Raw genomic sequence first — 13030 nt, forward strand, 5'->3', positions numbered from 1 at the left:
TACCATTGGTCAACACGGGCTTCCGCCGGGTGGATCGACGATGACCCACTGACGGCGAACAGTTCCAGAATCAAGGAGTCATGATGCTCGGAAACCTCACCGGTATGCACCTGCTGATCATCCTCGGCATCGTGGTGCTGCTGTTCGGTGCGACGAAGCTCCCGGCCCTCGCCAAGGGCCTCGGCCAGTCGATCAACATCTTCAAGAAGGAGATGGACATCGACGACAAGAAGACCAAGAACGCCGACGGCACGGTCCAGAACACGACCGTGGACCCCACCGTCCCGCAGGCGCCGGTGGTCTCCCAGGCCCCCGTCGTGAACCCCGGCCCCTCGGCCCAGCCGAACGCCACCACAGACCACCGGATCTGATCCGGCCCTGCCCCGTTGCTGAAGCCCCGGTGATCCCACACCGGGGCTTCGTCATGCCCGGGTGACCTCTGACCGCCAGGACCACGCGGTCGGGGTCCAGGGGGCGGATGATGACGGGATGACCTCCTCGCCCGCCCCGGTGCACACCGCACCACTCCGTGACGACCGCCGCGTGGTGCTCGTCGTCGCGATCCTGTCCTCGTTCGTGGTGGGACTCGACTCGAGCGTCGTGAACGTCGCGCTCCCGGCGATCCGGACGGAGCTCGGCGGGGGACTGGTCGTGCAGCAGTGGACCGTCGACGCGTACCTGGTGACGCTCGGGTCGCTCATCCTCGTCGCCGGCTCGCTGTCGGACCTGTTCGGCCGGGTGCGGATCATCACGTGGGGGCTCGTCGTGTTCGGCATCGCCTCGATCGTGTGCGCGATCGCCCCCACCGGCGAGGTCCTCATCGTCGCGCGGGCGCTGCAGGGCGTCGGCGGTGCGCTCGTCACCCCCAGTGCCCTCGCGCTCATCGTGGCGGCGTTCCGGGGTGCGGCGCAGGCGAAGGCGATCGGCACGTGGACGGCGTGGTCGAGTGCGGCGTCGATCCTCGGCCCGGTCGTCGGTGGGCTGATCGTGGACGGCATCGGCTGGCGCTGGATCTTCGTCGTCACGGCGGTGCCGATCGCGGTGACGATCCCACTCGTCCGGCGGATCTCCGGGGACGTGGTCGCCGGGCACCGACCCCGCGTGGACGTCGTCGGTGCGGTGCTCGCCGTGGTCGGGGTCGGCGGGGTGGTGCTCGGGCTGATCGAGCAGGAGCGCCTGGGCTGGGGCTCGCCGGTGGTGGTCGCGGCGCTCGTCGTCGGCGCTGCGGCGCTGCTGGCGTTCGTGCCGTGGGAGCTGCGGGTGACGCGGACGTCCGGGGCCCCGCTGGTGCCGCTCGGGCTGTTCCGCGCCAGGAACTTCGCGGTGGGCAACATCGCGACGCTCTCGATCTACAGCGCCCTCGGCATGGTGTTCTTCGTCATCACCCTGTTCCTGCAGGAGGTGTGGGCGTTCCCCGCGTGGCTCGCCGGCCTCGCGACGCTGCCTCCGACGGTGGTGCTCCTGCTGCTCTCCACGACGGTCGGTGGCCTGGCGGGACGCTTCGGTCCGCGGTGGTTCATGGCGGCCGGGCCCGCGGTCGCCGCCGCTGGTGCACTGCTCATGCTCACGGTGGGCGACGACCCGTCGGGGTACTGGTTCGCGGTCCTGCCGGGGCTGGTGCTCGTCGGCCTCGGCATCACCCTCATGGTCACACCCCTGACGAGCGCGGTGCTCGGGTCCGTGCCGCAGTCCGAGGCCGGCGTCGGGTCCGCCGTGAACAACGCGGTCGCTCGCATCGCGAGCCTGGTGATGGTGGCGCTGGCCGGTGTCGTGCTCGGCGGTGAGGTCAGCGTCGGCGGGGTCCACCGGGCCATGGTCGTGATGGCCGTCCTGCTGCTGGCGGGGGCCGTGGTGAGTGCCGTCGGCATCGTCAACGTACGATCGCGCGAAGCGGAATGAACAGCCGCGTTGTAAACTTGAGCCAGTAGGACTCAAGTGAGTCCGAGGACTTCGTGACCACACGACCACCGCAACGAAAGGACGACAACGCATGGCGAACCTCCAGGGCGCTCCTGACTCTGCGGAGCAGCAGAAGACCGCCCTCGAGCAGTACGGCGTCGACCTCACGGCGATCGCGAAGAGCGGCAAGCTCGACCCCGTGATCGGCCGCGACGCCGAGATCCGTCGTGTCTCGCAGGTGCTGACGCGCCGCACCAAGAACAACCCCGTGCTCATCGGCGAGCCCGGCGTCGGCAAGACCGCCGTCGTCGAGGGACTCGCGCAGCGCATCGTCGCCGGGGACGTCGCCGACTCCCTCAAGGACAAGCGGCTCGTCTCCCTCGACATCTCCTCGCTCATCGCCGGCGCGAAGTACCGCGGCGAGTTCGAGGAGCGCCTCAAGGCCGTGCTCAAGGAGATCAACGACTCCGACGGGCAGGTCATCACGTTCATCGACGAGCTGCACACGCTCATGGGCGCGGGCGGCGGCGAGGGCTCCGTCGCCGCGTCGAACATGCTCAAGCCGATGCTGGCGCGTGGCGAGCTGCGGATGATCGGCGCGACGACGCTCGACGAGTACCGGCAGTACATCGAGAAGGACGCCGCCCTCGAGCGTCGCTTCCAGCAGGTCTACGTGGGGGAGCCGAGCGTCGAGGACTCCGTGGCGATCCTCCGCGGGCTCAAGGAGCGCTACGAGGCCCACCACAAGGTGACGATCAACGACTCCGCGCTCGTGGCCGCGGCGAGCCTGTCGAACCGGTACATCTCAGGGCGCCAGCTGCCCGACAAGGCGATCGACCTCATCGACGAGGCAGCGTCGCGCCTGCGGATGGAGATCGACTCCAGCCCGGTCGAGATCGACGAGCTCAAGCGGAGCGTCGACCGCTTGCGCGTCGAGGAGTTCGCGTTGAAGCAGGAGCGGGACGACGCCTCCAAGGCCCGCCTCTCGACCCTGCGCACCGAGCTGCAGTCGCGCGAGGAGCGCCTCCGCGAGCTCGAGACCCGCTGGCAGGCCGAGCGGGCGTCCCTGAACCGCATCGGTGAGCTGAAGCAGCGCATCGACGAGCTGAACATGGCCGAGGCCAAGGCCAACCGCGAGAACGACTTCGAGACCGTGTCGCGCATCCGCTACGCCGAGCTCCCGCGGATCGAGGCCGAGCTGGCCGCCGCCGAACAGGCCGAGTCCGCCGACCGGATGGTGAACGACAGCGTCACCGACGAGGACATCGCCGCCGTGATCGCGCAGTGGACGGGCATCCCGCTCGGACGCCTGCTGCAGGGCGAGACCGAGAAGCTCCTGCACCTGGAGAGCGAGCTCGGGCGCCGGATCATCGGGCAGCGCACCGCCGTCAGCACCGTGTCCGAGGCCGTCCGTCGCACGCGCGCCGGCATCTCCGACCCGGACCGTCCGACGGGGTCGTTCCTGTTCCTCGGGCCGACGGGTGTCGGCAAGACCGAGCTCGCCAAGGCGCTCGCGGAGTTCCTGTTCGACGACGAGAAGGCCCTCGTCCGCATCGACATGAGCGAGTACGGCGAGAAGCACTCGGTCGCGCGGCTCATCGGCGCCCCGCCCGGGTACGTCGGGTACGAGGCCGGCGGGCAGCTCACCGAGGCCGTCCGGCGTCGCCCGTACTCCGTGATCCTGCTCGACGAGGTCGAGAAGGCGCACCCCGAGGTCTTCGACGTGCTGCTCCAGGTGCTCGACGACGGGCGGCTCACCGACGGGCAGGGCCGCACGGTCGACTTCCGGAACACGATCATGGTGCTGACGTCGAACCTCGGCTCGCAGTTCCTGACCGACATGTCCCTGACGCCCGAGCAGCGCGAGAGCGCCGTTCGCGAGCTGGTCCAGCAGGCCTTCCGGCCCGAGTTCATCAACCGGCTCGACGACATGGTCGTGTTCCAGGCGCTCACGGAGGAGGACCTCGGGCAGATCGTCTCGCTGTACGTCGACCGGCTGGCCCGCCGACTCTCCGATCGCCGACTGGAACTCGCGGTCACCCCGCAGGCCCGCGGCTGGCTCGCGGAGCGCGGGTACGACCCGGTGTACGGGGCGCGGCCGCTCCGCCGGCTCATGCAGCGGCAGATCGACGACCAGCTGGCGCGGGCGATCCTGGCCGGGGACGTCCGGGACGGCGACACCGTCCGCGTGGACGTCGCCGCCGGCGGCGACGCGCTGCTGGTGGAACCGTTCGAGCTCGCGGAGATCGTCGAGGAGTAGCGCTCGGACGGGAGGCCCGGTGCCGGTCCCTGGGACCGACACCGGGCCTCCTGGCATACGGTCGGCACCATGCCTGAGATCCGTGCGTTCCGTCGCCTCACCGACGCCATCGAGGGCGCGAGCATCCTCGACACCGCCGTCGACTTCGACCGCAAGCTCGTGCAGCTGACCGCCAAGCCGCGTGCGCTCCGCCAGCTGCTGCACGGGGTGCCGTTCGGGCACCCGATCCACCCGCTCATGGTGCAGGTGCCGCTGGGTGCCTGGATCTCCGCTGCGGTGCTGGACCTGCTCGGGGGCAAGGGCAACGCGAAGGCCGCGACGACCCTGATCGGCGTCGGGATCACGTCCGCCGGTAGTGCGAGCGTCGCCGGGTACGTCGACTGGTCGGAGCTCGACCGGGAGCAGCTCCGCACCGGATGGGTGCACCAGGCCGTCAACTGGGTCGGCATCTCGCTGTACGGGCTGTCCTGGCTGCAGCGGAAGGCCGGCAACCACGGGGCCGGCAAGCTCCTCGGGTTCGCGGGTCTGACCGTGGTCAGCGTCGGCGGGTACCTCGGCGGACACCTGGCCTACCGGCAGCGCGCGGGCGTGAGCCAGCACGGCGAGGTCCCCTTCGACGCGTCGCGTTGACGCTCCCCGGCTGCTGATGTCAGCCGGTTCAGAGGTATGTCACGTGCAATGTGCGCATGCGCATCCTCGTGGTCGACGACGAAACCGCCCTCGCTGACCTCATCGCGACGGGGCTGACCCGGCAGGGCATGGCCGTCGACGTGGCACACCGGGGCGACGACGCCGACGAGCTGCTGACGGTGAACGACTACGACGTCGTCGTGCTGGACCGGGACCTGCCCGGTGTCCACGGCGACGAGGTCACTGCTCTCGTTCGTCGGCGGGATCGCCGGCGTGGTCATCGGCGTCGGGGTGACGGTCGTGTTCGCGGTCGGTCAGGGGTGGCCGGTGGCGATCCCACCGTGGGCCGTCCTCGGCGGGCTCGGTGCGACGGTGGTCATCGGCGGGGTGTCCGGGTGGTACCCCGCGGCGCGCGCAGCGCGCATCCCGCCGGCGAGTGCACTGGCCGCCGTCTAGACACATGCCCTTTGAACCGCCCGGAGGCCCGGTACCGGTCTGCGAGACCGGCACCGGGCCTCCAGGCAGTCGCGTCCGGACCACGATGCGAACTGCGGATGATCGGTGGTCATGACCAGTTCGTCAAGCGTCGGCGACGATTCGTTCGCCATCCGTGATCCCCCGGAAACACGCGGATCACGGGTGTCCACAGGGACCGATCCAACGGTTGACACGGGGCGTCCCAGGGTCTTCTATTGCGGAATACGCAACGACCTTTCATAAAGGCCGGACCTAGGGAGTCAACGTGACACGCACGCGATTCACCGCACTCGGTGCGCTCGGCCTGGCGGCCGCGCTCGCCCTCACCGGGTGCTCCGCAGGGAGCAACGGCGCTTCCGACAGCGGCACGAAGTCCATCGGGACACCCGATGGCAAGGGCAAGACCATCAACGTCTGGATCATGAACGGTGACCTCAGTCCGAAGATCCTGTCCGTCGCCGAGCAGCAGTTCACCAAGGCCACCGGCGCGAAGGTGAAGCTCCAGCTGCAGCAGTGGGACGGCATCACGACGAAGCTCACCACCGCGCTCGCCCAGAAGGACGCGCCGGACATCGTCGACCTGGGCAACACCGACGTGCCGGTCTACGCGGCGACCGGTGGGCTGATGGACCTGACGCCGTACAAGAAGGAACTCGCGGACGGTCAGACCTGGCTCTCCGGGCTCGAGGGCCCCGCCACGGTCGACGGCAAGCTGTACGGGGCGCCACTCTTCGCCGGCAACCGGGCGGTCATCTACAACAAGAAGACCTGGTCGGACGCGGGTGTCACCAGCGCACCGACGTCGTACTCCGAGCTCACGGCCGACCTCGACAAGGTCAAGGCGGCGAACCCGGCGGCCGACTTCTCCGCGTTCTACATGCCCGGGCAGTACTGGTACGGCGGGCTGCAGTGGGTGTGGGACGCCGGCGGGCAGATCGCGACGGAGAAGGGCGGGAAGTGGACGGGGACGCTCGACTCCGCCAAGGCCGTCAAGGGCCTCACCGCCTGGAAGGACTTCCAGAACGCGTACTCGGCGACGTCGACGCAGGACATCAACACGGACAAGCCGGCCGAGAGCGACGTGTTCGCACAGGGGAACGCCTCGGCGATCCTCGGTTCGGCGTGGGAGATCGGCTCGATCACGACCGCCAAGCCCGAGCTCAAGGACCAGATCGGCACCTTCGCGTTGCCGTCGACGACGGCGGGCAAGAACACGCCGGTGTTCCTCGGCGGCTCGGACCTCGGCATCCCGGCGAAGTCGGCGAACCAGGACCTGGCGCTGTACTACATGAAGATCCTGACCTCGAAGAAGTTCCAGCAGGACCAGGTCTTCGGGGTGGACGGCTGGGAGCCGAACTCCACGCAACTGCTCTCGGCGGTCGCCGGTGACGTCGACGCGCTGCACAAGCCGTACTTCGAGGCCGCCTCGACGAGCCGTCCGACCCCGGCGACCCCGGGCTGGTCGACGATCGAGGGCGACGCGAGCTTCCAGTCGATGTTCGCCGACGTGGCGACCGGCCGGAAGACGGCGGAGGAGTCGGCGAAGGACTTCTCCGAGCACCTCACCTCGGCGCTCAACGCGAGTCTGTAGTCGATGACCTCGACCGCTGACACGGCGACCGGTCCGGCAGCTGCCGGGCCGGTCGCCGGCGCTGACGCCGGTGGTGCCGGTCTCGCTGCCGGTCCTGGCGCCGGGCGCTCCGGTCGTCCGGGTCGCCCGGGTCGCACGGGGCGGCTCGGTCGTCCGGGGTCGGGCCGGCGTCGTCCGGTCACGGCGTCGCGCGCGCCGCTGGTGCTCCTGGCCCCGGCCGCCGTGATCCTGCTCGCGCTCGTCGTCTACCCGCTGGTCCGGCTCGTCGTCATCTCCTTCCAGGAGTACGGCCTGCGCGCGATCTTCACCGGGCAGGCGGGCTTCGCCGGGGTCACGAACTACACGAACGTGCTCACCGACGCGAGCTTCTGGCCGGTCATCCTGCGCACGGTCATCGTCACCGCGGCGATGGTGGTCGGCACGCTGCTGATCGGGATGGCGGTGTCGCAGCTGCTCACGCGGCTCGGCGTCGTGATGCGCACCGTCGTGAGCGTGGTGCTCGTGCTGGCCTGGGCGATGCCGAACGTGGCGTCGAGCCTGGTCTGGCAGTGGCTGTTCCAGCCGTTCTACGGCGTGCTCAACTGGGTCGTCACGCAGATGCGGGTGTTCGGGGACCACACGCAGGACAACTGGGCGTCGCACCCGGCGCAGGCGTACACGATCGTGCTGACGCTGGTGATCTGGCAGGCCGTGCCGTTCGTCGCGCTGACGCTGTACGCCGCCCAGTCGCAGATCGCGCCGGAGTACTACGAGGCGGGCTCGCTCGACGGCGCCACCACGTGGGCGATGTACCGGGCGATCACGCTGCCCGCGCTCGCGCCGACCCTGCTCCTGGTGACGATCCTGTCGGTGATCTGGGACTTCAACGTGTTCAACCAGATCTGGTTGCTCACCCGCGGCGGTCCCGAGGACGCCACCCTGACGCTCGGCATCTGGACCTTCGTGAAGTCGTTCGTCTCCAACGCCTACGGGCAGGGCGCGGCGATCGCGGTCATCTCGACCGTCATCCTCGGCGTCTTGTCCAGCTACTACATCCGTCGGCTCGTCCGGAGCGGGGAGGAGGACCTGTGACCGACACCGAAGTGCGTCCAGCAGTCGGTTCCGCGGCGCGGCCCGTCGTCCGGCGGCGGAAGCAGCGCCCGCGGGTGCTCGCGAACACCCTCGCGGTGCTGTTCTGCCTGGTGTGGGTGTTCCCGATCTACTGGATGGTGAACACCGCGTTCAAGCCGGCGGACGAGGTCACCACGATGACCCCGATCTGGTTCCCGCTGCACCCGACGATCGAGAACTTCACCCGCGCGCTGACGCAGGAGCACTTCCTCGGCTACCTCCGCAACTCCGCGATCGTCGTGGTGGCGGCCGTGCTGCTGTCGATCGTCGTCGGGTTCCTGGCGTCGGCGGCGCTCTCGCGCTTCCGGTTCCGCGGGCGTCGGGCGATCCTCGTCGGGATCCTGTTCGTGCAGATGATCCCGTCCGGCGCCCTGCTCATCCCGCTGTTCCTGTCGTTCCAGTCGCTCGGGCTGCTCAACAGCTACCTCGGGTTGATCCTGGCGTACGTCGCGAGCGTGCTGCCGTTCTCGATCTGGGTGATGCGCGGCTTCTTCGTCGCGGTCCCGGTCGAGATCGAGGAGGCGGCGAAGACCGACGGTGCCGGGACCTTCCGCATCATGTGGAGCGTGCTGCTGCCGCTCGTCATGCCGGGGGTCATCGCCACGAGCGTCTTCGCGTTCATCGCGGCGTGGAACGACTACCTGACGGCGTACGTGATGCTCAAGGACCAGGCGATGTACACGCTGCCGGTCTGGCTGGCGGGCTTCTCGACGAACAAGGGCACGGACTTCGGCGGGCTGATGGCCGCGAGCGTGCTGTTCTCGCTGCCCGTGGTCGTCTTCTTCCTCATCGTGCAGCGCCGCCTGGTCACGGGGATGACGGCCGGTGCCGTGAAGGGGTAGCGCCGGACGGGAGGCACGGTGCCAGCTGGCACCGTGCCTCCCGTCCGGTGGTGCGCCCGCCGCCCGCCGCTGAGATCGCACTTCGTGTCGGGTCCCGCTCGTCCGAGCCGACACGAAGTGCGATCTCAGCGACGTCCGGGGGTCGGGCGTCCGCAGGCGGGCGTCTTCCGGTGTGTGGGGTTCGGCGCGAATGGTTGCGTTTGTGTTGGTTGTACGCGTATGGTGCTCGAAACCAACGGGAACGAAGGAGTTCGGGCATGTACGCAACGGAGCGCCACGACGCCATCGCCGCCGCCCTGCAGGACGCCGGCCGGGTCTCCGTCGCCGACCTCGCCGAGCACTTCGACGTCACCACCGAGACGGTCCGCCGCGACCTCGACCTGCTCGAGACCGCCGGGGTCCTCCGCCGCGTGCACGGGGGAGCGGTCCCCGTCGGGCGTTCGAGCGTCGTCGAGCTCAGCGTCGCCGAGCGCGAGGGCCAGCACGGCTCCGCGAAGTCCGCGATCGCCCGGGCCGCGATGCGCCTGGTCCCGCCGACGTTCACCGGCTCGATCGCCCTCGATGCGGGGACGACCTGCGCCGCGGTCGCGTCGGAGCTGGCGCGGTGGGAGCCCGCTGAGGCCGGCGCCACCATCACCGTCGTGACCAACTCGGTCCCCATCGCCGCCACCCTGCAGCACTCCGCGAACGTCGAGCTGCACCTGCTCGGTGGCCGTGTCCGCGGGGTCACGAGCGCCGCGGTCGGCACCGCCACCGTGCAGCAGATCGGTGCGCTCCGCCCGGACATCGCCTTCGTCGGCACGAACGGCCTGTCCGCCGGGTTCGGTCTCAGCACCCCCGACGAGTACGAGGCGGCGGTGAAGGGCGCCTACGTGCTCGCCGCCCGTCGCAGCGTCGTGCTCGCGGACGCGGCGAAGCACGGCGTCGAGGCGTTGATGCGGTTCGCCCGTCTCGACGAGATCGACACGCTCGTCACGGACGAGCAGCCACCGGCAGACCTGGCCGAGGCGCTCGCCGAGTCCGACGTCGAGGTCGTCGTCGCATGAGCACGCGCATCGTCACCGTCACGCCGAACCCCTCCCTCGATCGCACCATCGAGCTCGCCGGCGAACTGCAGCGCGGGGCCGTGCAGCGCGCGACGCGGTCGACGGCCGAGCCCGGCGGCAAGGGCGTCAACGTCTCGCGGGTCGTCGTCGCCAGCGGCGGGGACACCGTGGCCGTGCTGCCCGGGGACGACCTCGACCCCGTCCTGCTCGGCCTCGCCACCCGCGGCATCCCGACGGCAGCGCTGCCGATCGGCGCGCCGCTCCGCTCCAACGTCACCGTGACGGAGCCGACCGGCACGACGACGAAGCTCAACGAGCCCGGCCCCTCGCTCGCCGGACGCCTCGACGACCTGGCCGCCCTCGTCGCGGACACGGCCGACGCCACCCCGACCGGCCCCCGCGCCCGCTGGGTCGTCATCGCCGGGTCGCTGCCGCCGGGGCTGCCCGACGACGCCCTCGCCGTCCTGGTCCGCGCCGTCCGCGCCCGACACGGCGACGCGGTCCGGATCGCGGTCGACTCGTCCGGCGTCCCGTTCACCGCGCTCCTGCAGTCCGGGGAGCGGCTCGACCTGCTCAAGCCGAACGCCGAGGAGCTCGCCGAGGCCGTCGGTGGGGACCCGGACGCGTACGAGCGCGACCACGACCTGGCGGTGGCTGCGGCCGAACGGCTCCGGGCACGCGGGGTCGAGACCGTGCTGCTGACGCTCGGCAGCGCGGGCGCGGTCCTGGTCGGACCCGAGGGCGTCTTCATCGCAGCGGCTCCCCGCATCGTCGCCCGTTCGACCGTCGGCGCCGGGGACTCCGCCCTCGCGGGGTACCTCCTCGCCGAGGTCGCCGGGGAACCGCCCGAACGGCGTCTGGCGCAGGCCGTCGCCACCGGAGCCGCTGCGGCCGCCCTGCCCGGGAGCGACGTCCCGGCACTCGACCACACCGACCCGGACGCGATCGTCGTCGTCCGGCGAACCCCCACCGACACGAACGACACCCCCACCGCAACGCCACTCGCGTCACTGCAAAGGAGCACACCATGACCGCTGAGCGAACCACGAGTCCGGGACTCATCAGCGTCCCCCTCGTCGGCCTCGACGAGGACCTCGGAGCCACATCGGCCGACGTCATCCGCGTCCTCGCCGACCGCGTCGCCGCCAGTGGCCGCGCCGCCTCGGGCGAGTCCCTCGCGGCCGACGCCATCAAGCGCGAGGCATCGGTCGGCACCGGCGTCCCCGGGGGCATCGCCATCCCGCACGCCCGTTCGGCATCGGTCACCGAGCCGACGCTCGCGATGTCCCGCCTGGCCAGGACCGTGCCGTTCGGCGCGCCCGACGGCGACGCCGACCTGGTCTTCATGATCGCCGTGCCCGAGGGCGCCGACAAGGACCACCTCACGGTCCTCTCGACCCTCGCCCGTGCCCTCATCCGCGAGGACTTCACCGCCGCTCTCCGCGCCGCGACCACCCAGCAGGAGATCGTCGACCTGGTCGACCGCGAGGTGACCGGTGAGGTCGCCGACGCCGGCGTGACGGGCGCACCCCGAGCCTCCAGTCCGGCCGCACCGACCACGGCACCAGCCGCCGGCCGGAAGGTCATCGTGGGCGTGACGGCCTGCCCGACCGGCATCGCGCACACCTACATGGCCGCCGATGCGCTCGTCGCCGCGGCACAGCGTGCCGGAGCCGAGATGCACGTCGAGACGCAGGGGTCGTCGCAGGTCGAGCCGCTCGACCCGGCGCTCATCGCCCGCGCCGACGCCGTGGTCTTCGCCGTCGACGTCGACGTGCGCGACCGCTCCCGGTTCGCCGGCAAGCCGCTGGTCTCCGGGCCGGTCAAGCGCGGCGTGGACGAGCCCGACGCGATGATCGCCGAGGCACTCCGTGCCGCCGACGACCCCAACGCCGCCCGGGTCTCCGGCTCCGCGGCCGAGACCGGCACGAGCACCGCGTCCAACGAGCACTTCGGGCAGTCGCTCAAGCGCTGGCTGCTCACCGGCGTCTCGTACATGATCCCCTTCGTCGCGGGCGGTGGGCTGCTCATCGCGCTCGGGTTCCTGCTCGCCGGGTACGGGATCGCGCTGACCCACGGCAACTCGGGCCAGAACAACGCCGTGTTCACGCTGACCAACTTCACGCTCGTGAACCTGCCCCCGCAGGGGCTCGGGTACTACCTCGGCGCCGCCGCGTTCGAGATCGGCTCCGTGTCGCTCGGGTTCCTGGTCGCTGCGCTCGCCGGGTACATCGCGTACGCCATCGCCGACCGGCCCGGCATCGCGCCGGGCTTCGTCGCCGGGTCGATCGCCGTCTTCATGAACGCCGGGTTCCTCGGCGGGCTGGTCGGTGGTCTCATCGCCGGTGCCGCCGCCTACTGGATCGGGCGCATCCCGACCTGGCGCTGGCTGCGCGGCCTGATGCCGGTCGTGATCATCCCGCTGTTCGCGTCGGTCATCGCTTCCGGCCTGATGCTGCTCGTGCTCGGTGGGCCCATCGCGTGGCTGATGACCCAGCTGACCGAGTTCCTCAACTCGCTGTCCGGCGCTTCGGCGGTGCTGCTCGGGATCATCCTCGGGCTGATGATGGCGTTCGACCTCGGCGGTCCGGTGAACAAGGTGGCCTACGCGTTCGCCGTCGCCGGGCTCGGCGCCGGTACCGCGACGAACGTCGTGCCGTTCGAGATCATGGCCGCGGTCATGGCCGCGGGCATGGTCCCGCCGCTGGCCCTGGCGCTCGCGTCGACCGTGCTCTACCGCCGCGGGTTCACGAAGCCCGAGCGGGAGAACGGCAAGGCCGCGTGGCTGCTCGGTGCGTCGTTCATCTCCGAGGGTGCGATCCCGTTCGCCGCCGCCGACCCGCTGCGGGTCATCCCGGCGTCGATGGTCGGTGCCGCGGTCACGGGTGCGATCTCGATGGCTGCCGGGGTCACCTCGCGGGCGCCGCACGGTGGGATCTTCGTGTTCTTCGCGATCGGGGGCATCTGGATGTTCATCGTCGCGATCCTGGTCGGCACCGTCGTGTCGGCGCTCGTGCTGGTCGCGCTGAAGAAGTGGGTGCGTCGGGCGCCGGCCGCGGACGGTGATGGTGCTGCGGCTGCTGCTGCCGACCAGGCGGCCGTGGCTGGCGAGACGATCGGGCAGCGGGCACCGGTGGCTGCGTAGGGCTGCTCGTTCCGCCGGGTTCGGTGAGGG

Annotated in this window: 11 protein-coding genes and 1 pseudogene; all 12 read left to right on the plus strand. The window is 70.6% G+C overall.

Annotated features, from left to right (window positions below; genetic code table 11):
- Positions 1 to 80 precede the first annotated feature (80 nt).
- The 12 genes and pseudogenes from tatA to OXR63_RS12045 all read left to right on the plus strand — a co-directional run bounded on the left by tatA (position 81) and on the right by OXR63_RS12045 (position 13000).
- On the plus strand, positions 81 to 371 hold the full coding sequence (gene tatA, locus OXR63_RS11990; RefSeq protein WP_374116122.1) for a twin-arginine translocase TatA/TatE family subunit: 291 nt from the start codon (positions 81 to 83) through the stop codon (positions 369 to 371).
- Positions 372 to 489: 118 nt separating this feature from the next.
- Positions 490 to 1899 carry an MFS transporter gene (locus OXR63_RS11995; protein ID WP_267423509.1) on the plus strand — a complete coding sequence of 470 codons (1410 nt, stop codon included), beginning with the start codon at positions 490 to 492 and terminating at the stop codon, positions 1897 to 1899.
- A 91-nt stretch (positions 1900 to 1990) separates the two neighbouring features.
- Complete coding sequence (locus tag OXR63_RS12000; protein ID WP_267423511.1) at positions 1991 to 4159, plus strand: ATP-dependent Clp protease ATP-binding subunit; 2169 nt, start codon at positions 1991 to 1993, stop codon at positions 4157 to 4159.
- A 69-nt stretch (positions 4160 to 4228) separates the two neighbouring features.
- Positions 4229 to 4789 carry a DUF2231 domain-containing protein gene (locus OXR63_RS12005; RefSeq protein WP_267423513.1) on the plus strand — a complete coding sequence of 187 codons (561 nt, stop codon included), beginning with the start codon at positions 4229 to 4231 and terminating at the stop codon, positions 4787 to 4789.
- A 56-nt stretch (positions 4790 to 4845) separates the two neighbouring features.
- Positions 4846 to 4995 (plus strand): annotated as a pseudogene (locus OXR63_RS18430) (response regulator transcription factor); the annotation flags it as partial.
- A 16-nt stretch (positions 4996 to 5011) separates the two neighbouring features.
- Positions 5012 to 5245 carry an FtsX-like permease family protein gene (locus OXR63_RS18435; RefSeq protein WP_267423542.1) on the plus strand — a complete coding sequence of 78 codons (234 nt, stop codon included), beginning with the start codon at positions 5012 to 5014 and terminating at the stop codon, positions 5243 to 5245.
- Positions 5246 to 5531: 286 nt separating this feature from the next.
- Complete coding sequence (locus tag OXR63_RS12020) at positions 5532 to 6857, plus strand: extracellular solute-binding protein (RefSeq protein WP_267423515.1); 1326 nt, start codon at positions 5532 to 5534, stop codon at positions 6855 to 6857.
- A gap of 3 nt (positions 6858 to 6860) precedes the next feature.
- On the plus strand, positions 6861 to 7928 hold the full coding sequence (locus OXR63_RS12025; RefSeq protein WP_267423517.1) for a carbohydrate ABC transporter permease: 1068 nt from the start codon (positions 6861 to 6863) through the stop codon (positions 7926 to 7928).
- Positions 7925 to 8809 (plus strand): carbohydrate ABC transporter permease, encoded by an 885-nt coding sequence (locus OXR63_RS12030; protein WP_267423519.1) that lies wholly within the window; start codon positions 7925 to 7927, stop codon positions 8807 to 8809. The genes OXR63_RS12025 and OXR63_RS12030 overlap by 4 nt, the downstream gene beginning before the upstream one ends.
- Before the next feature lie 257 nt (positions 8810 to 9066).
- A complete protein-coding gene (locus tag OXR63_RS12035; protein WP_267423521.1) occupies positions 9067 to 9855 on the plus strand; it encodes a DeoR/GlpR family DNA-binding transcription regulator in 789 nt (262 codons plus the stop codon).
- A complete protein-coding gene (locus OXR63_RS12040; protein WP_267423523.1) occupies positions 9852 to 10886 on the plus strand; it encodes a 1-phosphofructokinase family hexose kinase in 1035 nt (344 codons plus the stop codon). Before OXR63_RS12035 ends, OXR63_RS12040 begins: the two co-directional genes overlap by 4 nt.
- Positions 10883 to 13000, plus strand: coding sequence for a PTS fructose transporter subunit IIABC (locus OXR63_RS12045; RefSeq protein WP_267423525.1), 2118 nt, complete (start codon positions 10883 to 10885; stop codon positions 12998 to 13000). Before OXR63_RS12040 ends, OXR63_RS12045 begins: the two co-directional genes overlap by 4 nt.
- The last annotated feature ends 30 nt before the right edge of the window (positions 13001 to 13030 follow it).

This window comes from Curtobacterium sp. GC_Cur_3 (genome assembly GCF_026544205.1).
Classification (GTDB): Bacteria; Actinomycetota; Actinomycetes; order Actinomycetales; family Microbacteriaceae; genus Curtobacterium.

What these genes read in the sequence shown, in the direction of transcription:
- tatA (WP_374116122.1), top strand. Translation starts at nt 81, where the DNA reads ATGATGCTCGGAAACCTCACCGGTATGCACCTGCTGATCATCCTCGGC.
- OXR63_RS11995 (WP_267423509.1), top strand. Translation starts at nt 490, where the DNA reads ATGACCTCCTCGCCCGCCCCGGTGCACACCGCACCACTCCGTGACGAC.
- OXR63_RS12000 (WP_267423511.1), top strand. Translation starts at nt 1,991, where the DNA reads ATGGCGAACCTCCAGGGCGCTCCTGACTCTGCGGAGCAGCAGAAGACC.
- OXR63_RS12005 (WP_267423513.1), top strand. Translation starts at nt 4,229, where the DNA reads ATGCCTGAGATCCGTGCGTTCCGTCGCCTCACCGACGCCATCGAGGGC.
- OXR63_RS12025 (WP_267423517.1), top strand. Translation starts at nt 6,861, where the DNA reads ATGACCTCGACCGCTGACACGGCGACCGGTCCGGCAGCTGCCGGGCCG.
- OXR63_RS12035 (WP_267423521.1), top strand. Translation starts at nt 9,067, where the DNA reads ATGTACGCAACGGAGCGCCACGACGCCATCGCCGCCGCCCTGCAGGAC.
- OXR63_RS12040 (WP_267423523.1), top strand. Translation starts at nt 9,852, where the DNA reads ATGAGCACGCGCATCGTCACCGTCACGCCGAACCCCTCCCTCGATCGC.
- OXR63_RS12045 (WP_267423525.1), top strand. Translation starts at nt 10,883, where the DNA reads ATGACCGCTGAGCGAACCACGAGTCCGGGACTCATCAGCGTCCCCCTC.